Source organism: Inquilinus sp. 2KB_23 (assembly GCF_052115705.1).
GTDB classification, from domain to species: Bacteria; Pseudomonadota; Alphaproteobacteria; order DSM-16000; family Inquilinaceae; genus Inquilinus; species Inquilinus ginsengisoli_A.
Window position 1 is genome coordinate 1 of record NZ_JBFRHF010000046.1, and the last position, 26,344, is coordinate 26,344.

General features: G+C 70.2%; 22 protein-coding genes. 3 read left to right on the forward strand and 19 right to left on the reverse strand.

The window, feature by feature from the left end; all coding sequences use genetic code 11:
* From AB4112_RS34715 to tssA, 10 genes are all read right to left on the reverse strand, one after another.
* Positions 1–786: caspase family protein (locus AB4112_RS34715; RefSeq protein ID WP_441726915.1), on the reverse strand; the 786-nt coding region annotated here is incomplete at its 3' end.
* A 28-nt stretch (positions 787–814) separates the two neighbouring features.
* Positions 815–2,305, reverse strand: coding sequence for a class I SAM-dependent methyltransferase (locus tag AB4112_RS34720; RefSeq protein ID WP_441726918.1), 1,491 nt, complete (start codon positions 2,303–2,305; stop codon positions 815–817).
* Positions 2,302–3,471 (reverse strand): type VI secretion system baseplate subunit TssG, encoded by a 1,170-nt coding sequence (gene tssG, locus AB4112_RS34725; protein WP_441726921.1) that lies wholly within the window; start codon positions 3,469–3,471, stop codon positions 2,302–2,304. Before tssG ends, AB4112_RS34720 begins: the two co-directional genes overlap by 4 nt.
* The gene (gene tssF, locus AB4112_RS34730; RefSeq protein ID WP_441726923.1) at positions 3,468–5,291 is read right to left on the reverse strand and encodes a type VI secretion system baseplate subunit TssF; all 1,824 of its coding nucleotides are present in this window, start codon (positions 5,289–5,291) and stop codon (positions 3,468–3,470) included. Before tssF ends, tssG begins: the two co-directional genes overlap by 4 nt.
* A gap of 3 nt (positions 5,292–5,294) precedes the next feature.
* Positions 5,295–5,810, reverse strand: coding sequence for a type VI secretion system baseplate subunit TssE (tssE, locus tag AB4112_RS34735; RefSeq protein WP_441726926.1), 516 nt, complete (start codon positions 5,808–5,810; stop codon positions 5,295–5,297).
* A complete protein-coding gene (locus AB4112_RS34740) occupies positions 5,807–6,592 on the reverse strand; it encodes a type VI secretion system accessory protein TagJ (protein ID WP_441726929.1) in 786 nt (261 codons plus the stop codon). The genes tssE and AB4112_RS34740 overlap by 4 nt, the downstream gene beginning before the upstream one ends.
* A 57-nt stretch (positions 6,593–6,649) precedes the next feature.
* The gene (gene tssC / locus AB4112_RS34745) at positions 6,650–8,212 is read right to left on the reverse strand and encodes a type VI secretion system contractile sheath large subunit (RefSeq protein WP_441726932.1); all 1,563 of its coding nucleotides are present in this window, start codon (positions 8,210–8,212) and stop codon (positions 6,650–6,652) included.
* 1 nt (position 8,213) lies between these two features.
* Entirely contained in the window at positions 8,214–9,716 is a 1,503-nt protein-coding gene (tssC, locus tag AB4112_RS34750; protein ID WP_441726935.1) for a type VI secretion system contractile sheath large subunit, read from the reverse strand.
* Between the two features lie 3 nt (positions 9,717–9,719).
* Positions 9,720–10,226 carry a type VI secretion system contractile sheath small subunit gene (gene tssB, locus AB4112_RS34755; RefSeq protein ID WP_309797024.1) on the reverse strand — a complete coding sequence of 169 codons (507 nt, stop codon included), beginning with the start codon at positions 10,224–10,226 and terminating at the stop codon, positions 9,720–9,722.
* Positions 10,227–10,347: 121 nt separating this feature from the next.
* On the reverse strand, positions 10,348–11,457 hold the full coding sequence (tssA, locus tag AB4112_RS34760; protein ID WP_441726938.1) for a type VI secretion system protein TssA: 1,110 nt from the start codon (positions 11,455–11,457) through the stop codon (positions 10,348–10,350).
* A gap of 207 nt (positions 11,458–11,664) precedes the next feature.
* Between tssA and tssH the strand changes: the two genes are divergently transcribed.
* From tssH to AB4112_RS34775, 3 genes are all read left to right on the forward strand, one after another.
* On the forward strand, positions 11,665–14,277 hold the full coding sequence (tssH, locus tag AB4112_RS34765) for a type VI secretion system ATPase TssH (protein WP_309797019.1): 2,613 nt from the start codon (positions 11,665–11,667) through the stop codon (positions 14,275–14,277).
* Between the two features lie 21 nt (positions 14,278–14,298).
* Positions 14,299–14,775, forward strand: coding sequence for an Hcp family type VI secretion system effector (locus tag AB4112_RS34770; RefSeq protein ID WP_309797017.1), 477 nt, complete (start codon positions 14,299–14,301; stop codon positions 14,773–14,775).
* Between the two features lie 155 nt (positions 14,776–14,930).
* Positions 14,931–15,584 carry a hypothetical protein gene (locus AB4112_RS34775; protein ID WP_309797016.1) on the forward strand — a complete coding sequence of 218 codons (654 nt, stop codon included), beginning with the start codon at positions 14,931–14,933 and terminating at the stop codon, positions 15,582–15,584.
* An 82-nt stretch (positions 15,585–15,666) separates the two neighbouring features.
* Here AB4112_RS34775 and AB4112_RS34780 read toward each other — a convergent pair whose 3' ends face one another.
* The 9 genes from AB4112_RS34780 to AB4112_RS34820 form a co-directional block, all read right to left on the reverse strand.
* A complete protein-coding gene (locus AB4112_RS34780; protein ID WP_309797014.1) occupies positions 15,667–16,242 on the reverse strand; it encodes a hypothetical protein in 576 nt (191 codons plus the stop codon).
* Between the two features lie 175 nt (positions 16,243–16,417).
* Entirely contained in the window at positions 16,418–17,131 is a 714-nt protein-coding gene (locus AB4112_RS34785) for a PP2C family protein-serine/threonine phosphatase (RefSeq protein WP_309797012.1), read from the reverse strand.
* Entirely contained in the window at positions 17,128–17,694 is a 567-nt protein-coding gene (gene tagF / locus AB4112_RS34790) for a type VI secretion system-associated protein TagF (RefSeq protein WP_441726944.1), read from the reverse strand. The genes AB4112_RS34785 and tagF overlap by 4 nt, the downstream gene beginning before the upstream one ends.
* On the reverse strand, positions 17,676–21,173 hold the full coding sequence (gene tssM / locus AB4112_RS34795) for a type VI secretion system membrane subunit TssM (protein ID WP_309797007.1): 3,498 nt from the start codon (positions 21,171–21,173) through the stop codon (positions 17,676–17,678). Before tssM ends, tagF begins: the two co-directional genes overlap by 19 nt.
* Entirely contained in the window at positions 21,173–22,543 is a 1,371-nt protein-coding gene (gene tssL, locus AB4112_RS34800) for a type VI secretion system protein TssL, long form (RefSeq protein ID WP_441726947.1), read from the reverse strand. The genes tssM and tssL overlap by 1 nt, the downstream gene beginning before the upstream one ends.
* Before the next feature lie 11 nt (positions 22,544–22,554).
* Positions 22,555–23,880 carry a type VI secretion system baseplate subunit TssK gene (tssK, locus tag AB4112_RS34805; RefSeq protein ID WP_309797004.1) on the reverse strand — a complete coding sequence of 442 codons (1,326 nt, stop codon included), beginning with the start codon at positions 23,878–23,880 and terminating at the stop codon, positions 22,555–22,557.
* Between the two features lie 147 nt (positions 23,881–24,027).
* On the reverse strand, positions 24,028–25,395 hold the full coding sequence (tagH, locus tag AB4112_RS34810) for a type VI secretion system-associated FHA domain protein TagH (RefSeq protein WP_441726951.1): 1,368 nt from the start codon (positions 25,393–25,395) through the stop codon (positions 24,028–24,030).
* Between the two features lie 22 nt (positions 25,396–25,417).
* Positions 25,418–25,792, reverse strand: a complete 375-nt coding sequence (locus AB4112_RS34815) for a hypothetical protein (RefSeq protein WP_441726954.1) — start codon at positions 25,790–25,792, stop codon at positions 25,418–25,420.
* A gap of 197 nt (positions 25,793–25,989) precedes the next feature.
* Positions 25,990–26,344: superoxide dismutase (locus AB4112_RS34820; RefSeq protein WP_441726957.1), on the reverse strand; the 355-nt coding region annotated here is incomplete at its 5' end.

Here is a 26,344-nt window from a genome sequence, read left to right on the forward strand (position 1 = left end):
GCTCGGAGGCGGCGGCGCCGCCACGGCCACGACCGCGGGCGGCGGCACCGGCGCGGACCCGCCGGTGATGTCCTGCGCTGTCGTCATCGGCCCGGTGGGCGGCGCGAACACCGTCAGCCGGTCTGCCCGCGACGGGCCGTTCTGGGCCTGGAAGGCCGAGGCCAGCCGACCCCAATCCTGGCCCGAATTCCCCAGCAGCCCGGGAAGGCCGTGGCCCAGCTGCCCGATGCCGCCGTCGTTGCGCGCCACGAAGGCGAAGTGCACCCCCGGCGACAGGCCGGACTGGAGCAGGTCGACCGCGTCGGCGGCGTTCTTGTCGGGCGCCATGCCCAGATCGGCGAACAGCACGCCGTTGGTCCCGACCAGGGTGTTCAGCAGGGCCTTGACGATGATGCCCTGGGTTTCCAGCCGGGTCGGCTGGCGCGGATCGGTGTCCACCGGCAGCATGAACAGCCGCTGGTTCGAGACCGCGGCATAGGTGCAGACATAGATGATCGCCGTCTTCTGCGGGGCCCCGGACGCCAGGGTCACGAAGTTGCCGATCGCGCTGCGCATCGCCACCGACGAGACGTCGATCGCCTGTTCCACCTGGAAGCCCTGGCGCTGCAGCCAAGTGCCGACGCCGCGGGCGGACTGGTCGCAGGCCGCGAGCGGCGGCCCGCCTTGATAGGCGCTGTTGCCGATCACCAGCGCAACCTTGGCGGCCTCGGCCGACGCTTGCTGCGGGACCAGGGCCAGGGCGCACAGCGCCGGCGCCAGGAGTGCCGAAAGCCAGGAATGGCGCATGGTCGGTCCTTTCGATTTCGCTCGCATCTCAGATGATCCCCGCCTGCGTCCAGACCGGTGTCTGGCTGTGGCGCGTGGCCTCCGCCGCCTTGAGGAACTGGTCGTAGGCCGGCGAGTCTGCCGGCATCCCGATGGCGGCCGGCCATTGCTCGATCGGCGAGTCGACGCCGAGCCGGCGGATCAGCGAGGCGGTCACGTAATGGTCGCCGCTGCAGCGCATGCCGCTGCCCAGGCGCAGGCTGGCCAGGGAGCCATGGGGAGAATCGCCCTGCAGCACGCGCGTCGCGATCCGGTCGTTGAGCCGGCCCGCCGCCTCGCCGCTGCCGGCCTCCGGCCGGGTCATGATCGCCGCCTGCCCGGTGCCGACCAGCATGCCGACCAGTTCCGCCGGGTTCTCGCGCTTGCCGGCCAGCCCCGGCAGGGACAGCAGGTCGCCGACCCGCCGCGGCCCCTGCCCCAGCGCTTCCACCACCGGCTCGTAGAAGCTGCGCTCCAGCGCGGCGTGCCCGGCCGGGAAGTCGACCTTGTAGACGAAGTCCTCCGGCCGCCGCGCCAGCATGAGGTGGAGGTCATTGAGCGCCGCATTGCGGGCGCCGCTGGAAATCCGCCGCGGCCCGCGGACATAGACGTCGTGGCGCAGGCCGCGCGCCAGGCAGAAATCCTTCGCCAACTCGCGCAGGCCGGGATCCTCGATCCCCTTCCAGACGGCGCGCTGCTCCTCGCTCAGCATCAGCTCGGGGAAGTTCTCGAGGATCTCCCCCGACGCGACATAGTCCAGCTTCGCATCGGCCAGGGCCGCGGCCACATCGGCGTGGAAGCACGGCCGCCAGTCGTCGTTCATGTATTCATGCGCCACATATTCCGGCGGCATGTTGGGCAGGTTCTTCTTCAGCGTGCGGACCAGGTCGGCCTGGTCGAGATGGTAGGCGCCGGCCGCGCCGAGCGACTCGACCAGCTTGAGGGCGCCTTCGGCCTGGCGGTCGCTGCGGCCGCCGATCCGCCGCCCCGCCGTGTGGATCAGCCGCTGCAGCCCCAGCGCACCCTGCCAGGACGGCAGCGAATTGTAGCTCAGATGCAAGGCGCCGCCGGGGCGCAGCCGGCTGGCCAGGATGCGCACGATGCCGGCCCGCACCTCGTCCGACACCCAGCTCCACACGCCATGGGCGCTGGCGACATCCACCTCGGGCAGGGTGTTCGGGTCCAGGGTCGCCAGGTCGGCTTCCAGGAACTCGATGTTGTCGATCCCCGCCTCTTCCGCCAGCTCGCGCGCCTCGGCGATATGCGCCGGCATGAAGTCGATGGCGATGACCCGCCAGTCCGGATTGCTGGCGGCCAGGCACAGCGCCCCGCGCCCCCGGCCGCAACCCATCTCGAGATAGGTCAGCCGGTCCGACCGCCGGGCGAAGCCGGGCGCCACGTTGCCGAGCAGGCAGGACAGGGCGATGCGGGGCGGCGACTGCTCCTCATAATAGCCCGTGGTGTAGACGACGTCGGTGACGTAGCCGCTGTTCCAGGTCATGACCCTTCTCCAAAGCTCTCTATCAGGCCTGCCTCGAACAGTGCCTCGGTTGCGTCGTGCCGGCGGGTCCCGGTGGTGGGCAGCCAGCTGTTCCAGCCCAGGCGCGGCGGGGTCGCGGCTGAGACCTCGAGCGCCGGCACCGAGGCCGCGGCCAGGATGGGATTGACCGCGAAATCGGTCTCGAACCCCAGGAACGCCCGGATCAGCGCCGTGATGCGCTGCAGCAGGTCGCGGTCCGGCAGCATCGCCTCGAAGCCGGGGAGGTCCAGGGGGCCGATATGCAGGATGATGCGCGCCTGAACGTCCCAGGCGCGGCTGCCGGCCGCGGCGTCGACCCCCAGCTGGCAGAACTGGCCGGGCCGGTCGCCGACCGGGAAGGCCGACATCTCGTCCGGCTTGAGGGGCAGCCACTCACCGGCGAACTGCTCGACCTCCACCGCCCGGCCCAGCCAATCCGACAGGATCGCGGCCAGCCGGTCGGCCGATCGCGGCCAGGATGCGAACAGCCCGGCATAGAACAGCAGCGGATCGGTGCCGACCGCCAGACGGGGCGCCAAATGTGGCGTGCCGTAGCCGGTGAGCGCCAGCAGCACCTGCCGCAGCCCGTCGGCCGGCGCGCCCGCCATGCCGCCCTCCGCCAGCGCCGCGGCGGCCGCCGACCGGTGCGGCCGGTATTTGATGCCGGCCTCGGCGAACTGCGCGATCGGCCGCTGGGCCAGGAGGTCGAGGAACTCCCCCAGCGCCGGGGACCGGCGGCGCTGTTCGGTGTTGACCAGGTCGGTGTAGGGGCGCGGCAGCACGCCGGACGGGCCGGTCAGCCCGATCAGGCCGATCGTCGCCCGGGCGCCGTTGCCGTCGCGTTCGACCGCCAGCACATCGGCCGGGACGAAGCCGAGGCCCGGGGTCGCGTGGAAGCGCACCGCCTCGCCGGGTTCGGCGCGGCCGGCGGCCTGCATCAGCACCGCCACGGCGGCATCGAAGGTGAACCGCGCCGGCTCCTCGATCAGGGTCTGCAGCAGGGTCCGCCCGGGCAATGGCGCGGGCAGAACCGCGACATCCTCGTCCTCCTCCGGAATCGCCGCCGGGGCCGTCACCGTCTCCTCGACGGCCGGCGCGGTCGGCTCAGGACTAGGCTCCTGGCCCGGTAGGACGGAGGCGGCGGTCATGCCAGCACGCGCGCCCCGGCCCGGGGCGGGAATTTCGCGGCGACGCCCGACCGGCCCTGAAGCACGGCGGAGGTGCGCACGAAGGAGTTGACCGTGGCATGCAGCGCCAGGAACCGCTCGAGGACGGTCGCCAGCAGGAACAGGCCGGACGTCTCCCACACCCGCCCGTCGAATTCGAGCGTGACATCGATGCCCCGGCAGAACCCGCCGGGCCGGGCGCCAGGCACGCGCGCGGTGCCCGGCGTCGAGCGCACGCCGACCAGGCCGGCGATCAGCGTGCGGGTCTCGACCGTGTCGCGGAGATCGTAGAGCCGCAGCACCTCGCGCAGGCTTTCGGCCGCCGCCGGGCCGCCGACGATCGAGAGATGGCCGAGCGAGAGGTGCGAGATCAGCCTCCAGCTGCGGTGTTCGCGCAGCGGCGCGCGCAGCGACGGGGTCGGCGCGGTCATGCAGGTGACGCCACGGACCGCGCTCAGCCCCTCGGCCAGGTGCAGCCGCGGCTGCCCGCCGCCGAAGGGCAGCTCGCCGGGCAGGTCGCGGTTGGTGCACAGCGCGTCGACCGACAGCACAGTGTCCGCCGGCCGCTCGACCGAGAGGTCGGGGTCGAATGGCGCCAGCAGCACGTCGGTGCCGGTCAGCGTGCCCGGGCTCTGGCGGCGCACGATGTTGTAGAAGCCGCTGGGCTCCTCCTCCGCCGGCTGTTCCGCCGGATGCCGGTAGAAGGGCCGCCAGGGCCGCGAGGAGCCGTCGCCCCGCAGCTCGCGCACGCGCTCGATGCTCCAGATCTCGAAGGCGCGGGGCCGGCGGTTGTCCGGCGCGATGTGGTATTCGGTCTCCTGATGGGTCAGCGGCACCGGCTCGCATTGCTGCGCGAACAGGTTGACCATCGGGGTGCAGCCCAGGGCCAGGCAGTCCGGCTGCAGACGGCGTTCCAGGTCCTGCGCCGGCCGGTCGAAATAGACGAAGATCTCCAGCCGGTTCTTCTCGTGGATCAGGGTCCGCGCATCCAGGCCGCAGATATCGACGAACAGGAACTTCTCGGGCAGCGCGAAGTATTCGGTCAGCAGGCGGAAGCCGGAGAAGGACCGCGCCGACCATGGATACAGCGCCTCCTCCGGCGCGAAGCCGACGGGGCGGATGGCGCCGGGCGGCAGCAGGGTCGGGCTGGCGTCGTTCGGGCCGTCCGCCAGCACCACGCCGACGGTGTGGCCGCACAAGAGCTCGTAGAGCGGCAGGCTCTGCTCGAAGGCGCCGCGCAGGAAGCAGCGCAGCCGGCCCAGCCCCAGCTCGGCGAAGGTGGTCGAGGGATCGCTGGTGCGAAGCACGATGCGCAGGCTGCTGCGCGCGCCCTGCACGTCGGGATGCGCCGGCGCCGCGAGCGGCAGCCCGGTCAGCCGCGCGCTCTCGATCTCCACCGGCCACAGCGCGGTGTCGTAGACGGTCTGGAAGCGGCAGGGCACGCCCTGGATCGGGTCGGTCTTCAGCCCGGTGCCGGCCGGCACCACAACCGGCACGCGCAGTTCGGGCTGGCAGGCGAGCTGGACGATCGCCGCCGAGGGGACCGGCGCGAGGTAATGCGGGAACAGCGCGCCCAGCAGGGCGTCGGTGATCTCCGGCAACTCGTCGTCCAGCCGCTGCTGCGCGCGGGCGGCCAGGAACGCGACGCCTTCGAGCAGCCGCGCCACATGGGGGTCGTCGACCGCGTCGCCCGACAGTCTCAGCCGGCCGGCGACCTTCGGATGCGCCTCGGCGAAGTCGCCCGCCAGCTTGCGCAGCGTGGCCAGCTCGCGGTTGTAGTACGGGAGAAAGGCGTCCGACATCGGCTAGGCTTCATACAGCGGGCGCAAGGTGACGTCCGCGGTCGTGGTGTCGACCATGGTGTCGAAGACGATCGGCTCGGGCGCCGGATCGACCCGCAGCAGCGCGTCGATCCGCAGGCGCAGCGTGGTGCGCAGCAGGTCGACATCGTCGGCCAGCTGGACCTGGACCTGGGTCAGCCGCGGCTCGAACCGTCGGATGGCCTCCTCGATCTCCATGCGCAGCACCTCGCGCTGGCGGCGGTCGTTGAACGCCCCGGCGGTGAAGTCCGGGATGCCGTAGCCGACCGGCGACAGCCGCAGTGCCGCATGCTCGTCCGACACCGACCGCCAGGGGCGGCGGGCATTGAGCAGCGCCTCGAGGTCGCGATGCACCGACCGGCGCAGCCGCTCCACGGTCTCGGTCGCCGATACGGACTCGTCGGCGCCGCGCCTGGGCTCCTCATCGATCAGGCGGTCCAGGAGAGGCGTCTGCGCCGGGCGCGTGACGCGCTGGCGTGATGGTGTGGGCCGCTGGATCATGAGAATTCCAGTACGGCGAGCTGCTGCACCGGCACGCCCTCCTCACCGGCGAGGTAGACGCGCTGGCCGATGCCGCGCACCGGCTCGCCCTCGGTCCATTCGGTGGCGCGGCCGAGGCGCAGGCTGTCGCCGGCGGCCGCGTCGGTGGGGTACAGCGCCGGCAGGTAGACGTCGCCATCCGGCCCCTCGCGCACCACCATGGTGCAGCGGCGCCAGAACAGGTCGCGCGGCCGCTTCGGCGGGTGGAACTCGATGCTCTCCACCCGCTCGGTCGGGATCCAGAAGTACTTGCCGGTCGTGGTCAGCACCTCGAAGGACCCGATCGACAGGTCGTCGGCATCGCGGAAATCACTGAAGGCCGTGCCGTCCCGCACGCCGCCGACCACCGGCCGCGACAGCTCGGCTTCCTGTACCGCTTCCGCAGCCGTGGCGGCGTCATCGGCCCGCAGCGCCACCAGTGCGCGGAGCACGTGGCTCTGGGTGGTCGTCGGCTCGCCGAGGAATTCCGGCAGGCGGCCGTCGGTGACCAGTTGGCGGCGCGCCATCTCGCCACGCAGCAGCTGGCGGAACTCGCTGACCACCAGCGCCGAGGCCGGGTCGATGGTGCTCGCCGCGTCCAGCACCGAATCCGCGCGCTCGAAGATCCCGGCGAACAGCAGCAGCTCGGCCAGCAGCAGCCGCGCCCCGGTGTCGGCGGGGTTGACCTTGACCGCGGCGTTGCCCGCCTCGATGGCGGCTCCGAGGTCGCCTTGGCGGAACAGGTCTCCGGCTTTGGTCAGCATCGACTTCTCCTGCGGCTGGGCGAGGGGCGCGTGGCGCGGGTGGTGCGGCCCATCGCGTCAGCTCTTGGCATCTTGGGGGGACAGGCCCGTGACCAGCCGGAACACCGCCGACACGTCATCGAGCTGGTAATAGGGCTGCAGGTGGATGACGCAGCCGAACGAGCCCGGCTTGCCCTCCAGCTCATGCACCTTGATGCTGCTGGACACGAGCGGGTGGCGCGCCCGGCTGTCCGCCCCGGCATTGAGGCTGGCATTGGTGTAGCCGGACAGCCAGGTCTGCAGCCGGCGCTCGACCTCGCTCGCGGTGAGGGACGAGCCGGTCATCTCGCGGCCCATGATCTTGATGTAATGGGCGAAGCGCGACACGCAGAGCATCGCGTTGATCTGGGCCGACAGCCGCCGGTTGGCGGTCGCGACCGTCGGGTCGCGGCCGGGCGGGTCGGTCGGCCGGGTCTGCAGGCTGTGCACCGCGGCGAAGACCGCTTCGCCATAGGGCAGCGTGTTCAACGGCATCAGCCCGGCCGCCACCAGGTCCCGCTCCTGCCGGTCGGTCCAGGCGATGTCGGGCGACGGGCGGTCCCAAACGGTCTCGGGACCCAACGTGAAGGGCTCGGCGGGAAGGTCGAGCACCAGCCCGCCGCCGACCCGGTCGGCGCTGACGCCCCGGACATCGGCCGGCCAGTTGTGCAGGGCCTGGGCCCGCCCGACGGTCGCGGCGAAGGCATAGCAGGCGACCGACCAGGTGCGATGCCGGGCCTCCGGCGCATGCTCCTCGTAGCGCAGCCCGTCGCGCACCGCGTCCGGGCGCCAGCGGGGACGCGCCAGCACGCGCGGCAGGGTGACGCACAGGAACCGCGTGTCCTCGCGCATCGCCAGCCCACGCCAGCGGGCGTGGTCGTCGTCGCGGATCGCCGCCGTCACGTCGTTGGACAGGGCAAGGTCCTCGAACCGGTCGACGCCGAGCAGGGCCGGCGCGGCGGCCGTGACGATCGGCATGAAGGCCGCGGCGGCGATCGAGGCCAGGGCGGACAGCACGAACACGTCGTCCACCGGCGCTGCATCGCCCGGACGCCGCCGGTCCGGCATGTGCCGCAGCTCATGGTCCACGACCATCAGGCCGAAGGGCTCGCCGCCGGCGGTGCCGAACTCGTTCTCGTAGATCAGCCGGAACAGCGCGGACTGGTCGAACTCGCTGGCCTTGGCGATGTCGCGGTTGAGCTCCTGCCACGAGGCGGAGAGCAGCCGCGTCTTCAGGCGCGAAGTCGGGTCGAACCCCTCGACCATCCAGGCGAGACCGCGCCACGATCCCTCCAGCCGCTGCAGGCGCGGATGGTGCAGGATCTCGTCGAGCTGCGCCGAGATCAGGGCATCGATGGCGACGATGTCCCGGTCCAAGAGGGCCCGCAGCCGATCCGGGTCGCGCTGCAGCTGCCGGGCGAGCGGGGCGCCGAACCACGACGCCAGCGCACCGGGGTCCTGGCGCAGGAAGACGGCCAGCCGGGAGGCGGTCGACCCGCCCCCGGCCGTGCCGATCCGCCCGGCCAGCACCTCGGCGCGCAGAGGGCGCGGACCCGGCCGCGGCACCTCCACTTCGCCCTGCAGCTGCAGCGCCTCCGACATGTCAGACGCGCTCGGGGATGCGCGCCACCATCCGCAGGCTGGCCGTCAGCTCTTCCATCTGCAGCCAGGGACGCATGTAGGCGACGGCGTTGTACGCGCCGGGCCGCCCGGGAATGGGCTGGACCTGGACCCGCGCTTCCCGCAGCGGGTAGCGCGCCTTGCTTTCGGCGCCCGCATTCTCGTTGGTGTTGACGTAGTTGGTGATCCAGCGGTTCAGCCAGGCCTCGCAGTCCTCGGCCTCCATGAAGCTGCCGATCTTGTCGCGCGCCATGATCTTGAGGTAATGGGCGAAACGGCCGGTCGCCATGATGTAGGGCAGGCGCGACGAGATCCGGGCGTTCGCCGTGGCGTCGGGCCGGTCGTACTCCTTGGCCTTCTGCGCGGTCTGGGCCCCGAAGAACACGGCGTAGTCGTGGTTCTTGTAGTGGCACAGCGGCAGGAAGCCGAGATTGGACAGCTCATATTCCCGCCGGTCGGTGATGCCGATCTCAGTGGGGCATTTCGCGTCCATGTCGCCGTCGTCGGACATGAAGATGTGCTGCGGCAGGTTGTCGACCTTGCCGCCGCCCTCCGCGCCGCGGATCGCGGTGCAGAAGCCGTATTTCGAGAAGGCCTCGGTCAGCCGCGTGCCCATCACGAAGGCCGCGTTCATCCAGCAATAATGTTCGTGGTCCATCGACAGGGGGGCGCCGGACGCGTCGTTCGGGGCCTCCTCATACGAGAACTCCTCGATCGGCTTGGTGCGGGCGCCATAGGGCAGGCGGGCCACCACGCGGGGCATGACCAGCGAGACGAAGCGGCTGTCCTCGCTGTCACGGAAGCCGCGCCATTTGAGGTATTCGACGGTGTCGAAGATCTTGGCGAGGTCGCGGGGCCGCGACAGCTCGGTCCACTGGTCGAAGCCCATCATCCCGGCGCCGGCCGCCGAGATGAACGGCGCGAAGGCCGCGGCGCTGACGTTGGAGACCAGGCGCAGCGTCTCGATGTCGTCGGGATGGTTGGTCCACTCGTAGTCGCCGATCAGGGCGCCGTACGGCTCGCCGCCCGGCGTGCCGAACTCGTTCTCGTAGATCTTGCGGAATAGCTGGCTCTGGTCGAACTCGACGGCGCGGGTGAGGTCGCGATTGAGCTCGCGCTTCGAGATGTTCATCAGCCGGATCTTCAGGCTGGTGCCGGTCTCGCTGTTCATGACGAGGTAGTGGAGGCCGCGCCAGCTGCCTTCCAGCTTCAGGAACTTCGGGTCGTGCACGATCTCGTTCAGCTGGTCGGACAGCTTGCGGTCGATGATCGCGATCGCCCGTTCGATCGTCCGGGTCAGGTTGCGGTCGAAGGTGACCGTGCCGACGCGGGCCTGTTCGACCAGGGTGCGGACGAGGTCCTGCGCACGGTCGGGCTCGGTCTGCTTGGTCGCGGAGACGACCTGGTCGAGCAGGCCGAGCGTCTCGGTGGTGGTGGTTGTTGTCTCGGAGGCCGAGGCCTCCGGGGCGCGGGCTTTGTCGGCCATGGTTCAGCCCTCCTTCTTGATGCCGAGCTGACCCGAGAGCGCCTCGAAGTCGTCCTTGTTCTTCAGCACCTGCTCCAGCAGCGTCTCCAGCTCCTCGGAGCGGTCCGCCTTGCTCATCAGGTCGCGCAGACGGTTGCGGGCCTCGAGCAGCGACTTCAGCGCCGGGACCTGGTCGAGCACGCGGCCCGGCTCGAAATCCTCGATGCCGTTGAAGCGGAGGTCGACCGCCATGGCGCCGCCCTCCTCGCTCAGCTTGTTGTCGACCTTGAGGTGCAGGCCGGGCGTCAGGCGCTGCATGACCTCGTCGAAATTGTCGCGGTCGATCTGGATGAACTTGCGGTCGGCCAGCGGACGCAGCGGCTGGCTGGGGTCGCCCGAGAAGTCACCGAGCACGCCGACCACGAAGGGCAGCTCGCGCACGATCTGCGCGCCCTCGGTCTCGACTTCATAGGTGATGTGGACACGCGGCCGGCGGACGCGGCCGAGCTTCTCATGGATGCTGGCGCTCATAAGGTCTCTCCTCGGACAATGGGACGCGCCGGGCGACGGCACGAACCCGGCGACCGGCCGACGAACCGGTGTCCGGCCGCGGCGTCGCCATGGGCGTTGGGGACAGGGGGCACGACTCGCCTCAGTCGGACGGTGGCTTGATGCCGAGGCCCGACAGGACCGCGGATCTGGTTGCCAGTTCGGGCATCATCTCCTTGAGGAGATCCGGCAAGGCCAGCCGGGCCCGGCGAACCGCGTCTTCCAGGGTGTAGCTGAGCGGGGAGTTCGGCTCGCTGACCCTGAAATAGGCGGCGATCCGCGTTATCTCCTGCAGCATCTCCTCACGGGTCGGCGCGCGGTTCGCCGGCGCCAGAGCGGCCGCGGCCCCGTTATCGCCGGCGGCCTGCTCGACCTCCGGGGCGGGCCCCGCCGCCGGCGTCTCGGGCAGCGGCGCATAGCGCTCGGCGATGCGCCGCAGCTTCTCCAGCAGGTCGTGCACGCGGCCGGTCGGCGGGGCGGAGTCCGCCGCCGCGGCGGTCAGTGCCTCGTCGACGCCGCGCCAGGCCTCGATCGCCTGGGTGACCGCCCCCAGGATGCGGGACAGCGGCTCTCGGCCGATGGTCTTGGCCTCGGCCTCCAGATCGGCGAAGGGCAGCACGCCGGACGCCAGCCGCTGGGCCTTGCGCTGCGGCTCCAGCGCCTCGACCTCTTCCGACTGCTCGAACTGCCAGTAGGTGACCAGCGTCCCGTCGGCCCGCTCGTACAGCACCAGCTTGCGCAGCGGCTGCAGCAGGGTGCCGTTACCGCCCTCGCCGCTCAGCCCGGCGACCGGGGCCACGCGGCCGGCCAGGCCATCCTCGTCCGGCATGGGAAACAGGCCGTCATTCCAGTATCGCGACACCAACCCGGACAGCACCTTGGCCCCGGCTGTCAGCCCGGCGAGCCCGTCCCGGCGGACCAGGCTTTCGGTCAGCCAGGCCGCGATCTCGATGTCCTTGGCCTTGGTGGAGAGCGCCTCGACCGCGAGATCACCGACCGCGGCCCAATGGCGCGACACGCCCGTATCGGCGCCCGGGTCATTGTCGGCAAGGCGCTCCTCGGCGCGCGCTTCGGAGCGCGCATCGCGCAGGCGAAAATAGAGAGACTGCGGCGTTACATCGAGTCGGGGATCGCTTCCAGCCGCGGCATCTTCCGAGATGGCCCCCAGAACCTTTTCCAGATCGAGCAATTCCTCTGGATCTGTTGCAGCCATCGTCCATTCTCGTCAGTATATCTAGAGTACATCTAGACAGAGTCCATATTCCGTTTCTCAATATTTCTTATAAGCGTTACAAAACTATTTCATTAATTCTCAAATGGGTTACGGCCGTAACCCAACTAAACTGGACGAAGCCGCCGGCGAATCATAAATCTCCAGAGCGTGCAGACCTTGACCTGCGCGGAATCCGAAGGAGTCACGATGCCGGCTATCGACTTGAGGTTGCTGGTCGATCGATTGAACGGTGTCTGCCGCCACGCGTTGGAGGCGGCAGCCGGACGGACGCTGTCACGCACCCACTACAACGTCGAGATCGAGCACTGGCTGCTTCAGCTGCTCGACACCCCGCAATCGGACGTCGTGCTGATCGCGCGCCACTTCGAGATCGCGCCCGACCGCCTGACCACGCAGCTGACCGCGGCGCTGGACCGGATGGCGACCGGGAACGGCCGCGCCCCCAGCCTGTCGCCGGACCTGGTCCGCATCGTCAAGGAAGCCTGGCTGCTCGCCTCGATCGAGGACGGGGCGCGCCATCTGCGCTCCGGCCACCTGATCTGCGCCGCCCTCACCGACACGGCGGTCGGCGGCCGGCTGCAAGACGCGGCGCGCGATCTCCAGCGCATCGTCCCCGACATCCTGCGCCGCGACTTCGCGACCATCGTCGCCGACAGCACGGAGACCCCGGCCCAGGAGGACAGCACCGCCGCGGCCGGGGCGCCGGCGCCCACGGCCGGCGGCGCGGCGCTCGACCGCTACACCGTCGACCTCACCGCCCGGGCGCGGGCCGGTCGCATCGATCCGATCCTGGGCCGGGACGGCGAGATCCGGCAGGTCGTCGACATCCTGACCCGGCGCCGGCAGAACAACCCGATCCTCACCGGCGAAGCCGGCGTCGGCAAGACCGCGGTGGTGGAAGGCCTGGCCCTGCGCATCGCCGCGGGCGACGTGCCCCCGGCCCTGGCCAAGGTCGCCATCCGCACCCTCGACCTCGGCCTGCTGCAGGCGGGCGCCGGGATCAAGGGCGAGTTCGAGAACCGCCTGAAGTCGGTGATCGAGGAGAGCCAGGCCAGCCCCAACCCCGTCGTGCTGTTCATCGACGAGGCCCACACCATGATCGGCGCCGGCGGCCAGCCCGGTCAGGGCGATGCCGCCAACCTGCTGAAGCCGCCCCTGGCGCGCGGCGAGCTGCGCGTGATCGCGGCGACCACCTGGGCCGAGTACAAGAAGTACTTCGAGAAGGATGCGGCGCTGACCCGGCGCTTCCAGACCGTCAAGGTCGAGGAGCCGTCCGAGGACATGGCCATCGCCATGGTGCGCGGCCTGCTCTCCACCCTCGAACAGCATCACGGCATCCGCATCCTGGACGAGGCGGTCGAGGCCGCGGTCCGGCTGTCGGCCCGGTTCATCCCCAGCCGGCAGCTGCCGGACAAGGCCGTCAGCCTGATCGACACCGCCTGCGCCCGGGTGGCGATGAGCCAAGCCGCCCCGCCGCCGGCGGTGGAGGATGTGCGGCGGCGGATCGACCTGATCGCCACCGAGCTGCGCGTGCTGCGGCGCGAGCTGCTGTCCGGCGCCGACCACGACCCGCGCATCGCGGCGCTGGACGCCGAATCCGAGCAGCTGGCCCTGCGGCTGCAGGAGCTGGAAGCGCGCTGGGGCGAGGAACGCCGCCTGGCCACCGCGATCGCCGAGACCCGGATCCGGGTCGAGACCGAGCAGGAGCCGGCGGCGCTGCAGCGCGACCTGGCCGGGCTGGCCGGTGAACTGCAGACGCTGCAGGGCGAACAGCCGCTGGTGTTCCCGGTGGTGGACGCCCAGGCGGTGGCGGAGATCGTCGAAAGCTGGACCGGCATCCCGGCCGGGCGGATGCGGGCGGACGAGATCAACACCGTGCTGGCCCTGCGCGAGACCATGGAGCGCCGGGTCATCGGCCAGCCCCATGCGCTGGAGGCGATCGCCCAGTCGGTCCGCACCTCCCGCGCCGGCCTGACCGATCCACGCAAGCCGATCGGCGTGTTCCTGATGGTCGGCACGTCAGGCGTCGGCAAGACCGAGACGGCGCTGACCCTGGCCGAACAGCTCTATGGCGGCGAGCAGAACCTCACCGTCATCAACATGAGCGAGTTCAAGGAGGAGCACAAAGTCAGCCTGCTGATGGGCAGCCCTCCCGGCTATGTCGGCTATGGCGAGGGCGGCATCCTGACCGAGGCGGTCCGCCGCCGTCCCTACTCCGTCATCCTGCTCGACGAGATGGAGAAGGCGCATCCCAGCGTCCACGACATCTTCTTCCAGGCCTTCGACAAGGGGACGATGAAGGACAGCGAAGGCCGCGACATCGACTTCAAGAACACCATCATCATCATGACGTCGAATGCGGGGACCGACCTGATCTCGCGGCTGTTCGCCGACCCCGAGACGGCCCCGGATGCGGACGGCCTGGCGGTGGCGCTGCGGGAGGAGCTGGCCAAGTCGTTCAAGCCCGCCTTCCTCGGCCGCGTCACGGTCGTGCCCTACCTGCCGCTCAGCCAAGACACGCTGCGGCAGGTCGCCACCCTGCAACTCCAACGTATCGCCGGGCGGATCGAACGGAAGTTCGGTGCGACCCTGCGCTACAGCCCGGAGCTGACCGATGCGGTCGTCGCGCGCTGCACCGATGCCAGCGCCGGCGCCCGCGGCATCGAAAGCCTGCTGACGAAGACCCTGCTGCCGGATCTGTCCGCACAGTTCCTGGCGCGCATGGCGGAAGGAAAGCCGGTGGAACAGGCCACGGTCGAGATCGATGGCTCCGGCTCCTTCCTGTGCCACCTGCAATAGAATGAAAGGCTGAGGTGCATTATGGCGATCTATATGAAGTATGACGGCGTCGACGGCGACGTGACCGAGACCGGCCACACCAAGTGGATCGAGTTGCACTCGTTCCAGTGGGGCGTCGGTCGTGGCATCACCACCTCGGTCGGCTCCGCGGCCGAGCGTGAATCCTCCGCGCCGTCGGTCAGCGAAGTGGTGGTCAGCAAGGAGAACGACATCGCCACCGGCAAGCTGATGCAGGAGGCGCTGGGCGGCCACGGCAAGACGGTGAAGATCGACTTCACCCGCACCGACAAGAGCAAGCAGGACGTGTACCTGTCGCTCGAGCTGACCAACACGCTGATCAGCGGCTATTCCCATTCGGGCGGCGGCGACCGGCCGATGGAGACCCTGTCGCTGAACTTCACCAAGGTGCTGTTCAAGACCAAGCAGATGAAGGACGACGCCACCGAGGGCCAGCCCTTCAACGTGACCTACGACCTGGAGACGGCCGAGCTGACCTGACGGCTCGGTCGCCCGTCCGTCCTTGTCTCATGGCTGTCGGCGGTCCGATCCCCCGATAGCCATGATTTTGGCCCGAAGCATCCGTGGCGCCCTTTTCGGGGCTCGGGATCTCCCGCATCGGCCGCATCGAACCCACACGCACAAGGGCGAAGACCATGCCGCTGGATCTGCTCGTCAAGAATCCCCAGAACAAGTTCAACCAGTCGGCCATCCTCAAGCAGGCCAAGAAAAGCCAGATGGGTGGCATGTGCCTGGCCCTGTCCTGCGCCTTCATTCACCTCAAGCGGGAAGGCCTGGATGCCTCGGATATCATCCTCTATCTGAAAAGCAGCGCGTTCACCCAGTATGTGATCGCCGCCCATGAAAAATATCAGAATGGCGGATTCAGCGACGGCTCGCTGGTGGAGATGCAGGACAACTCAACCATCAACGGCCTGTTCAAGGACATCAACGCCCATCTTCTCGAGAAGAGGCAGTCCTCGTCCAAGAATGTTCTCCTGAATCCCGCCGGCTCGTCGCCCCAGGCCGACCGCCTGATGATGGCCAAGGACCTGTTGACGGCGCCCCTTCCCTGCCAGCCCAAGCTGTTCATGCTGGTCTTCACCTGCGACGGCGGCCGCATGCGGACCATCGGCGCGCACGCCATCGCGGTCGCCGAGGACGGGATGTTCGACCCCAATTTCGGGTGGATGCCGATGGCCAACGGCATGAACACGATCGAGCGCAGCGTGATGCTGAACGAGTTCGTGTCGGAATACGGCATCCCCAAGGCCCGGTCCTTCCAGGACGTCAGCAGCATGCTGAACTAGAGGCGTCCGGCGTCCCGCCTGCTGGCCGCAGGCGGAACGTGACGAGAGAATGGTGCGGCCCCGCGAGAGGCCGCGGAAATCCTCAGAGGGCCGCGGACCGGCCGGGATACGGATGGATCGCCTCGACGGCGCCGAATTTCTTCGCCCCCTGCCCGCTCCATTCCGGATAGTAGAGGCCGTCGCCGGCGCCGCTGTTGGACTCTTCGACGACATATCCCGCCGTCATTCCCTTGAAGCCCAGGCGCTTGACCAGGCCGAGATCATTCATGCCCTGGCCATTGTCGAAATGCGACAGATGGGAGCTGCCGCAGCATAGGATGGCACGGGTGTAAGGCGTCAGGGCGCTGGTCCAGGTGTCGTTCGCCTCACCCACCCGGCGGTCGAGCAGATTCTGCGACCGGACCCCGATGTCCGGCACCGGATTTTCCAGCAACTGGGTGAACTCCGCCTCCGTGGCGAGGCTCTTGTCATCCTCGCAGCCGGCCACGATCGCCACGTGCTTTCTGAGAACCGTGACCGCGGCGTTGTACTTGCCCCTATCGGCCGTCGCCTCCTGCCCCTTCCGAGCGCCCTCGAAGAGGATGGCCTTGATGCCGAGATCCTTCAGCTTCAGCGTCCCCTGGTCGGCGGCATGCGCAAGATCGATCAGGCTTTTCATCCCGTGGCCCGAATCCCCCAGGATGAGCCACTTCGCCCCCGGCTGGTCGAAATGACCTTTGACTGCATCGACGAAGTTCTTTGTCACGACCGCCATCCTTTTCCGCTGTGCATTGCCATTGCGCCGATCAGCACCCGGATCTTCCCGCAGGACCGATCCGGATCGCCTTCGACCGTCAGAGCGCGACCACCACGGCCGTGATGTTGTCCCGGGCGCGGCGGGCCAGGGCGGCCGCGACCAGCATCTGGGCGACATCGCCGTCCTGGGCCATGATCTCGACCATCTCGTCCACCCCCAGCGCCTTGTACAGGCCGTCGCTGCACAGCAGGATCCGGTCGGCCGGCTGCACCGCGCCCAGGGCCTTGTCGATCAGCAGTTCCGGGCCACCGGCGCCGATCGCCCGGGTGATCACATTGCCCTGCGGATGGGTCTCGGCCTCCGCGGGCGTGATCGCCCCTGAATCCACCAGCTCCTGCACCACGCTGTGGTCCGAGGTCAGACGGTGCAGCGTGCCGTCGCGCAGCAGGTAGCCGCGCGAATCCCCGGCCCACAGGAATGCGAAATGGTCCTCATGCAGCATCAGCACGACGACCGTGGTCGCCAGCGTCACCTGGGGGGCCCGGGCCTGCCCCTCCGCGAGGAGCTTGCAATGCGCGGCGTGCAGGCGCGTGCGGACCTCCGCCAGCCGCTCCGATGGCGGCGCCGTCTCCGAGATCTCGCCGAGCAGGGTGACCACCTGGCTCGAGGCGACATCCCCCTCGCTGTGCCCGCCCACGCCGTCGGCCACCGAGAACAGGCCGAGCCTGGGGCGGCAGATGTAGGAATCCTGGTTCTGGATGCGGACCGCGCCGGGATGCGAGGCGGCCCAGTGGCGAAGCTCCTCGGTCACTGCCGCAGCATCCGCACGAAGCCGGCGCCGTCCGGCAGGGCGTCCAGCACAAGCTCGGCCGCCGCGGCGAAGGGACCGCCCGCGCTCCACCACCGCCCTTGCCGCCCGGGACCCGGCGACGCCGGCTCCGGCGGCATGGCCTCGCGCAGCCGCGCCATCATCGCGTCGGGCGCCAGGTCGAAGGCGATCGCATCGCGGCCGATCTGCTCTGCCGCATCGAGGAAATCATCCCCGCCCCCTGCCCCTTCCGCGGCCAAGGTCAGGGGAAACTGGCGGCCGACCCGGTCGACGCTGGGCATCCACAGGCCCAGCACCGGGCCCGGTCCGCACAGGCCGGGCGGCAGGGCGAAGCGCCAGACCGGCGCCACATGCCACACCTCCGGCCAGGCCTCGCCCAGCACCCGCTGCGCCTCGGCGAGGACGCGCTGCAGCCAGCCGTCCCAGGCCCGGACGAAGCCGAGCGACAGGCCCGCCTGAAGGAAGTCGCCGCGGGCCGGGATCTTGCCGAAGAAGCCGACCGCGGGCGGCATCGCCTGCCGACCGTTCATTGCAGCACCGGACACCGGAAATCCTTGAGCAGGTTCCGGCCGAACGGGTTCCGCGACGACCCGGCCCGCAGGGTGTAGCTGGCCGAATCCGCACCGGACCGGAAGGACACGACGAATTCCTCGGGCCGGCCGGATGGCGAGACCTGCGCCTGCTGCAGCAGGCGGAACAGCGCCCAGGGGCCGCTGGCGCCGAGCGATCCGCCCTCGCCCGCCTCGCCGAACACCAGGCGCGCCGGGTTCAGCCCGTCCCCGCCCGGCCAGGTCAGCGAGGTCTGGCGCGCCGTGTCGCCGGTGGTGCCGATCGTCGCGCCGCCTAGGGTCAGCGTCGCCGCCCCGTCGCCGGCCGATTGCGGGGTGACGTCGAAGCGGATCTGCGGCTGGTTGCCGCCGGCCGGAAAGAACGCGTCGCGGATCGCCGCGGCGCGCTGGAACTGGGCCAGGGTGGCCGGGCTGACCGGCGGCGCCACGCCGCCGACCGGCTGCAGCTGCCAGACCGTGCCGCTGGTGTTCACGAAGGGCCGGATCTGGCTTTGGAAATAGCTGTCGAACATCCCGTCCGGCCCAAACAGCCGGGCGAAATCATCCAGCGGCGCGTCGTCGCTGGACGACGGCGAGAACGGATATCGCCGGGTCACCACGGTCTGGCACAGCTTGCCCGGGCCGTCGGTGGCCGAGAAGGCCGCCGCCGCGGCATGCTGGACGCTGCCGCCGATCAGGCTCTTGCCCGAGGTCGCCATCTGCTGCAGCCAGCGCGCCACCGGCGGGGGTTGGCGCTGCGATTCCGCCAGCAGCAGCTGCACCGGGTCGCCGCTGCCCTGCAGCGTCGCCGGCACGTTGGCGGCATCGGGGCCGAGCTGGGCGAGCTCCTGCTGCAGCGCGTTGATCAGGCGCAGCACCCCGGTGATCGGCGCCGCCTGGCCGTCATTGCCCACGAAGTCGCGCAGCGGCTCGTAGTGCTGGTCCAGCGCCGCGATGGCGGGCATCGCCCCGGCGTCGGGCGCGGCCGTGCTGCCGATCACCGCGGCCAGCGACTTCTGCTGCGTGGTGGGGGCGGCCGGCGCGGCCGCGTCGCCGGCGGGCGGCGGGGCCGGCACCAGGGTCAGCTCATGCGCGATCGAGATCAGCAGGTCGCGCATCGGCGATTGCGGCGACGACAGCACGTACAAGCCCTGGATCGCCGCCGCCCGGTCGGCGAAGGGGGTGAGCGTGAGATCGCCGAGCATGGTGTCCCATTGCTTCTGGAAGTCGGCGACATAGAGCGCGACGACATCGTGCTCGAGGCCTTCGATGCCGGCGCCGTCGGTCGGGATCGCCTCGCTGCGCCCAAGCACCCAGCTTTCATCGGCCACCGCCCGGGTCGCCCCGGCCAGGTTGCTCAGCAGCACGGTCTGGAAGCCCGCGGCGGTGTAGAAGCCGGGAACCCCTTCGGTGAGCGGCTTGCCCGAGACCCGGGTGAAGAGCTGCGCCCCGGCGGACCCCAGCTCCGCCGCCGGCGTCCAGTCCGGGATCTTCTTGGCCGAAGCCTCGGGGCGGATCCGGCTGTACACGCGGTCGGCCAGCGGCACCCGGCTGAAGGCGGCCCGGGCGGTTTCCACCAGCGCCCCGTCCAGGGTCACCGTGGGCAGCGGGTCGGCCAGCAGCGCGTTGAGATGCATCAGCAGATGGTCGCGCATCTGGGCGTTCAGCACGCCGGGGAACCGGGCCTGCCAGTCCAGCACCATCCAGTCGCGCACCAAAGCGGGATCCAGCGGCCCAGCGCCGCCGAGCATGAGGTAGACGCGGGTCGCTTCGTACAGGAAGTCTGGATTGTCGAGCTGGCCGCGCATCTGCTGCTCGATTCGCCACACCAGGCGCGGCAGCAGGATCTGCTCCAGCGCGCGGTGGTAGATCGACCGCTCGACCGCCTCCAGCTTCTCGCCCTGCGACAGGCCGGAGATGCCGGTCAGCCAGTCCTCCTGCTCGCGCGGCAAGCTCTGCGCCGCATCCAGCAGGGGCACGATATGCTGCAGGTCGTCATCCGTCACCGGGTCCAGCTTGGCGCCGGCCAGTTGCTGGCGGTAGCCGGCGATCGCCTCGTCGGCATGCTCCACGGCGACGCGGTTGGTCACCTCCGCCCGCCACAGCCCGAGCGACACCGCCAGCGTCGCCAGGCCGATCACGCTCAGGCCGGCGATGCGCAGCAGGCGCCGCCGCCGCATCCGGGCCGAGCCGGTGGAGACCAGCAGCGCCTCGCCCAGGACGACCTCGCCCAGCAGGCGCTTCAGGAAATAGCTGCGCCCGGCCACCGGCCGCAGGCTGGGGGTCCGCTTCTGGTCGACCCCGAAGGACCGCGCCAGCATGCCGGTCAGCCGGTCGACCGGCGTGCCCTCCTGCGTCGCGGAGGTGATGTAGACGCCGCGCAGGAACGGCGCCGGGTCGATCCGGGTGCCGCCGAAGGCCTGGGCGAGGAATTCGGTCAGCGGCCGTTCGAGGCTGGCGAGCTGCAGCGAGAAGCCGCCCAGCAGCGCGCGGCGGTCGGGGGCGCGCTCGGCCTGCAGCCGTTCGAACACGCGCTGGTCGAGGCGCTCCAGCAGCAGCCGGAATTCGGGCGCGAACGCCTCGGTCCCCTTGGCCAGGGGGAAGGTCATGCCCCAGACCTGGCCGCGGCCTTCGACGTCGAGGTCGTCGAAATACTCGTTGAAGCCGGTCAGCTGGTCGGCCTTGCTGAACACCATGTAGACCGGCACGCGCAGGCGCAGCCGGTCCGAGATCTCGGTGACGCGCCGGCGCACCGCCCGGGCATGGGCCGCCCGCATGGCCGGATCGGCCGACGCGATGTCAGTCAGCGAGACGACGACGATGGCGCCGTTGACCGGCTGGCGCGGGCGGGTGCGCCGCAGCAGGTCGAGGAAACCCTGCCAGCCGGCGCGGTCGACCGCCGCGTCGGAATCCTGGGTGGTGTAGCGCCCGGCGGTGTCGATCAGCACCGCCTCGTCGGCGAACCACCAGTCGCACAGGCGGGTGCCGCCGACGCCGCCGACCGCGATGTCGGTCCCATCCGGCTGGGCCAGGGGGAAGTGCAGACCGGAATTGAGCAGGGCGGTGGTCTTGCCCGACCCCGGCGGCCCGATCAGCACATACCAGGGCTGTTCGTACAGATAGCCGCGGCGGCGGCCGGCCCGCAGCCGGGTCAGCGCGCCGCGGACCCGCTCGCGCAGCCGGGCGACCTCTTCGGCCGTGGCGGCCCGGACGTCCCGTTCGTCCACGCCGGAATCCGCGGTCATGGCGGAGGCCAGGGTGTTCTCGCGCCGCCGCCGCCGCCAGCTCAGCACCGCGTTGATCCCGGCCCACAGGATCACCAGCACCAGGATCAGGATGGTGCGGGCGAGATAGCTGTCGAAGCCCGGCACCAGGGGCGCCAGGTACCAGACCAGCATGCTGGCCATGCCGACGCCGGCGAAGCTGTAGGTCCAGCGGTTGACGAAGAACGCACCCAGATATTGCAGGTTATCCATCAGTCGGCACTTTTCCGATGCAAGACCACCTCGATGCGCCGGTTCTGCTGGCGCCCGTCCGGCGTGTCGTTGGCGGCGATCGGGTTTTCATCCGCCCGCCCCGAGGGCGTCAGCCGGGAGGGGTCGTCGATCCCACCCGAGATCACCGTCGCGGCCGCCTTGGCACGGGCCAGGGACAGCTGGAAGTTCGACGGGAACTGGACGGTGTGGATCGGCTGGTTGTCGGTGTAGCCGACCACATCCACGGCGCCGGGTTCGGTCCGCAGCGCGGTTCCGATGCGGGTCAGGATCGGCAGGTACTGGGCCTCGACCGTGGCGCTGCCGGACTTGAACATGCCGAGATTGAGGATCCGCACGATCGGCACCGCATCGGTGCCGGCGATGGTCACCAGCCCCTGCTTGATCTCCGGCGCCAGGAAGCCGGCCAGCTTGTCGAGCTCGCTGGCCACCGGGCGCGGCGCGGGCGGCAACGGCTTCGGCGGGGCGGTGCGCTCGATGGTCGGCATCTGCCCCGGCGGCAGGCTGCGCGCGGCGTCGAACAGCCGGTCAGAGGCGCCGTTGATGCCGTAGGACAGCAGCACGTAGAGCAGCACCACGAAGCCGATGCCGAGCAGCGCCGCGACCCAGACCGGCAGCAGGCTGCGCAGCGGGCGATAGGGCGCGGTGACGCCCTTCCAATGGACCGACAGGCCCCGCTCGACCGGCTGCCGCTGCCGCATGATCGCGACATAGGTCTCTTCCCGCACCCGGTCGAGTTCGGCGGGTCCGCGCGCGGTCAGCCGGTAGCGGCCCTGCATCCCCAGCGACATGCAGAGGTACATCAGCTCGACCACCGGCAGGAACATGCCAAGATTCTGGCGCAGCTGCCCCAGCAGGTCGAAGAAGCGCTCGCCGCTGCGCACCTCCTGGTGGAAGGTCGAGACCAGCGACGCGTCCGCCCAGGGGCCGCGGCTGCCCCAGGGCGTGTTCTGCACCACATCGTCGATACTGGCGCACAGCGCGTAATGGGACAGGCGGATCTGCTCCATCGGCAGGCTCTGGTCGCGCAGGGCCTTCTCGAAGCGGCGCATCTCCTGGATCGTGCTGTCGCGGAGGGCGGCGGGATCCGGCACTGTGAAGACGTTGCGCAGCCGGGCCAGCAGCGACAGCAGCGGCGCCGCGGCGGCCGTGATCGGCGAGACGCCGACCGGCGGCAGCTCCGCGAACTCGACCCCCGCCCCGGGGGCTTCCGCAGGCGCCTCGCCGGCATCGGTCTGCAGGGCTGTGGATGCTGCGGGCCGGGCCGCAGCGGGAGCCGGCCGGCCGCCTGGAATCGGGCGGATGACGGTGCGTTCGTCGTCGTCCGGCTCGGCGAAGGGATTATCGCTCATGCACGCGTCCCTCAGCCCCGGATCGACCAGAGGTCCAGCGCCAGGTTCGGGAAGTCACCCGAGACATGGACGGCGAAGCCGCCGGACGCCTGCATCTGCTGCCAATGCGGGCTGTTGCGGTCGAGTTCGAAATACTGGGCGCCGGCGATGAACGGCATTTGCCGCGGGGCCACGGGCAGGGCCTGCAGCTCGATGCCCGGCAGGGCCACGTTGACCAGTTCGCGGATATGCTCCACCGCGCCGATCTTGGCCTTGCCCGGGAAGGTGCGCCGCAGCGCCTCCGCCGGCATGTCGGCCTGGACCACCAGCACGAAGCTCGACCCGTTGAGCAGGGTCCGGTCCAGGATCGGGCCGACCCGGACGCCGTGCCGGCGCTCCTGCAGCGGGATCCGGATCGCCGTCTGCTCCAGCACCGCCGAGAGCGACCGGCGGACATCCGCCATCACGGGGGTGAAGCTGCGCTGCAGGTCTTCGTGGCGATAGGCGGGATAGGTGTTGGGCCGGCGCCGCGCATCGGTGAAGGTCGCGAGCTCCCCCGCCATCTGGACCAGGATGCCGTACAGGGTTTCCGGATGGATGTTCGCGGCATCGGCGAGATGGCTGACCAGGGCCTGCCAGCGGTTGACCGATTGCAGCAGCAGGAAGTCGGCGACCTCGGTGTTGCTCTTGGTGCCGACCGCGGTCAGCCGCCCGGCGATCGCCTCGCCGCGCTGGCTCAGCATGCCGGCCAGCTCGACCATCAGCCCGGCCAGCGGCGCCACCGCGGAACAGGTCAGGGCCGGCGGGATCCAGCGGTCGTCCAGCACCACGCGCCGGTCCGGTGTCACCTCGGTGATCCGCGCCAGGGGCAGGCAGATGTAGCCGTCGCGGTCGTCGGTCTCGAGCATGTAGCGCAGCCGGAGCTGCCCGATCTGCAGCTCGGCCGGCTGCGGCGTGCCGGAATGGGTGTCGTAGGCCTCGAACGGGCGCGACCGGTAGCGCCCCTCCTCATTCACCGCGCCGATCTCGACCGAGCCCTGCTGGCGCACCTGGACCGCGAGGTAGACGAGCACGTTGCGGGCCGTGTCGGCCACCTCCAGCGGCGGCGGCAGGTCGGCCTCACCGGGCGTGGCGAAGGGCGTGCCGTCCTCGAACACCCCGACCGCGGAGGCGATCGCGAAGCGTCCGGTGGCCAGCAGGTCGCGCGACAGGGTCATCTCGATCAGGCCCCAGGGATGGGGCCGCAACGCCATGAAGCTGCCCCGGATCTGGGCCTCGACCCAGCGGTCCTGCTGCTGGAAATGCTGGGCGCGAAGGAACATTCCTTCCTGCCACGCGATCCGACTGCTCCACGTCACGTCGTTCTCCTCGGAAACGCATCCTGCGTCGCCCGTTGCGGCCACGCGGGCTCCGCCCTGCGGAGGCCCGTCGCGGCCCATGTCATTGCCGGGACTCCGGGGCCGGTCCCGGAACCGACCGGCGGCGCACCGGCCGGCGGCGCATGGCTATTCGCCGAGCTGTTCCGCGATCTCGGTCATCGCGAGCTCATAGGCGCGGGCGAAGGACTTGCCGAACACGCTGTCGAAATCATCGGCCAGGGCCTGCACGATGCCGCCATACAGGGCCTCGTAGGCGTCCCAGCTGCGGGCCTTGCGGCGGCCCGGCAGCATGTCCAGCGTCTCGGGCTCGACCTTGGCCGTCACGCGGGCCGGGGCCAGCTCGGCCACCAGGTGCTGGACCGCCTGCTGCATCGCCGACGACATCGCCAGCTCGTGCAGCCGCATGTCGCGCAGGGCGTCGGCCACGGCGTCCTTCGCCGTCATGTCGCTGCGGCGGCCGACCCCCAGCAGCGCCGCCAGCGCGTCCTCGTCGTCGGCAGAGAACTTCAGCGGGTTGTTGCCGGCGGGCCTGATCAGGGTCTGCTCGATGCGGAACTCGCCCTTGACCGCCGCGCGGGCGATCATCATGCGGCGAAGGCCGGTGACCATGGCGCGGAACGCCCCGCCCAGGCCGCGCAGGGTTTCGATCGGGTCGCCCTGGGCCACGCCCTGGACCCCGGCGCCGGCGATGAAGGCGGCCAGTGCCTCCTCCAGCGATCCGCCCTGATGGGCAGCGACAGGCGCCTGCGGCACCGGGGGCGGCACGATCGGCAAGGCGGGAGCCGGCTGGGGGGCCGCGGGCTCCGCCTCGGCCACCTCCGCAATGGCCGGCGGCATGGCCGCGATCTGCTCCGCCGGGGCCGGTCCGGCCGGGGCCGCCGGTGTGGCGTCGTCCAGATCCCAGTCGTCGGGCAGCAGTTCGAGGGTGGTGCGCGGCGCGCGGAAGCTCTCCTGGATCACCGGCGCGTGATCGGAGATCGCCCGGGGCGCGTCGAGGAACTTGCCCACCGACCATCCGTCCGGCTCGGCCGCATCCAGGGCCACATCGTCGGACGGCAGGGCGACGGCCAGCGGATCGGCCCCCAGGACCGGGAAGGGATCGCTGGTGAACCGGTCATTGTTGAGAGATTCGGGCCGGCTGTCGCGGGCCGGGGCTTCGCGGGGCGGCGCGGATGGCTGGCGGTCGAACACCGCCTCGATCTCATAGGCGCCGAACACCAGCCGGTCGCCGTCCCGCAGCAGGCGCGGCGCATCGGCGTCCACCCGGTCGGTCAGCTGGTTCAGGAAGGTGCCGTTGGTGCTGGTGTCGGTGACCCGCCAGGCGTTGCCGTCGAAGGCCACCACGCAATGCCGCTTGGACAGCACCCGCTCCGGATCCGGCAGCACCCAGTCGCATTCGGTGCCGCGGCCGATGGTGAACTCGCCGCCGCCCACGGTCCGGGTTTCCGGCGGCACCCCGTCGGGGCACCGCAGGATGCTCAGCGTCAGCGTCATGGCACCGTTCCGGCCGGCATGGTTACGGCCCATTCGCCGAACGGGCGCAGCTGTAGACCTGGACGTCCGCGATGTCGGTCAGGACGCTGGCGTTACCGCTGGTCTTCCACGCGTATTTCTCGTTGGCGTAGAGGCGGTCCTTCACGTCGGGCACCAGCTTCAGATAGTTGATGCTGCCGCCGTCGAGGCTGACCAGCGCCTGCTGGCTGCGGTCGTCATAGGTGACCGTGAGGCGCCGGCCCTTCTGGCCGGAGGCAGCGGCACCGCCCTTGGCCGGGGCCTGGTCCGACGGCACGCATTGATAGGTGGCCGTTTCCCGCGCGCCAAGGCCCGCTCCGCGCTGATCGCAGCCTGCCAGCAGGACGACAAGGGCGACCGCGACTCCCAACCTGATCATGCAGATCTCCGTAAACTCGGCCAGTCCAGGCAATGTGTTGTCGCAAACAGACCCAGTCACACAGGTCAAAACCACGACATCAATGAGCGGAGACCATCCAGGTCTGAGGCTACGGCTTGATTTCAGACCCGAGGGAAAATGCTACAGCTGCAACACATGCAGCCCGTGCATCTGGATCGGCTCGCCAACGCGTCCGTTCAGGCCCCCAGCCGGTCCGAGACGACCGACCAGTTGACGATGGTCTCGAGCACGGCCTTGACGTGGTCGGGGCGGCGGTTCTGGTAGTCCAGGTAGTAGGCGTGTTCCCAGACATCGATGCCGAACAGCGGCTGGCCGCCATGGGCGAAGGGCGAGTCCGCGTTCGAGCTGCCGACCAGGCTGAGCTTGCCGGCATCGGCCACCAGCCAGACCCAGCCGCTGCCGAACACCTTGCCGGCGGCCTCGGTGGTGGCCTTGACCAGGCCGGCCTGGTCGCCGAAGGCATCGGCGATGGCGGCGGCCAGCTGGCCCTGCGGCGCCTTCGGCCCGCCGGGGGTGAACTGCTCCCAGTAC

Bases quoted from the DNA above. Each gene is read 5' to 3' on its own strand.
- tssE (WP_441726926.1), bottom strand. From the start codon at position 5,810: ATGATCCAGCGGCCCACACCATCACGCCAGCGCGTCACGCGCCCGGCG.
- tssH (WP_309797019.1), top strand. From the start codon at position 11,665: ATGCCGGCTATCGACTTGAGGTTGCTGGTCGATCGATTGAACGGTGTC.
- AB4112_RS34720 (WP_441726918.1), bottom strand. From the start codon at position 2,305: ATGACCTGGAACAGCGGCTACGTCACCGACGTCGTCTACACCACGGGC.
- AB4112_RS34780 (WP_309797014.1), bottom strand. From the start codon at position 16,242: ATGAAAAGCCTGATCGATCTTGCGCATGCCGCCGACCAGGGGACGCTG.
- tssG (WP_441726921.1), bottom strand. From the start codon at position 3,471: ATGACCGCCGCCTCCGTCCTACCGGGCCAGGAGCCTAGTCCTGAGCCG.
- tssL (WP_441726947.1), bottom strand. From the start codon at position 22,543: ATGAGCGATAATCCCTTCGCCGAGCCGGACGACGACGAACGCACCGTC.
- AB4112_RS34815 (WP_441726954.1), bottom strand. From the start codon at position 25,792: ATGATCAGGTTGGGAGTCGCGGTCGCCCTTGTCGTCCTGCTGGCAGGC.
- tssF (WP_441726923.1), bottom strand. From the start codon at position 5,291: ATGTCGGACGCCTTTCTCCCGTACTACAACCGCGAGCTGGCCACGCTG.
- AB4112_RS34740 (WP_441726929.1), bottom strand. From the start codon at position 6,592: ATGCTGACCAAAGCCGGAGACCTGTTCCGCCAAGGCGACCTCGGAGCC.
- tssC (WP_441726935.1), bottom strand. From the start codon at position 9,716: ATGGCCGACAAAGCCCGCGCCCCGGAGGCCTCGGCCTCCGAGACAACA.
- AB4112_RS34775 (WP_309797016.1), top strand. From the start codon at position 14,931: ATGCCGCTGGATCTGCTCGTCAAGAATCCCCAGAACAAGTTCAACCAG.
- tssA (WP_441726938.1), bottom strand. From the start codon at position 11,457: ATGGCTGCAACAGATCCAGAGGAATTGCTCGATCTGGAAAAGGTTCTG.
- tssC (WP_441726932.1), bottom strand. From the start codon at position 8,212: ATGTCGGAGGCGCTGCAGCTGCAGGGCGAAGTGGAGGTGCCGCGGCCG.
- AB4112_RS34770 (WP_309797017.1), top strand. From the start codon at position 14,299: ATGGCGATCTATATGAAGTATGACGGCGTCGACGGCGACGTGACCGAG.
- tssB (WP_309797024.1), bottom strand. From the start codon at position 10,226: ATGAGCGCCAGCATCCATGAGAAGCTCGGCCGCGTCCGCCGGCCGCGT.
- tssM (WP_309797007.1), bottom strand. From the start codon at position 21,173: ATGGATAACCTGCAATATCTGGGTGCGTTCTTCGTCAACCGCTGGACC.
- tagH (WP_441726951.1), bottom strand. From the start codon at position 25,395: ATGACGCTGACGCTGAGCATCCTGCGGTGCCCCGACGGGGTGCCGCCG.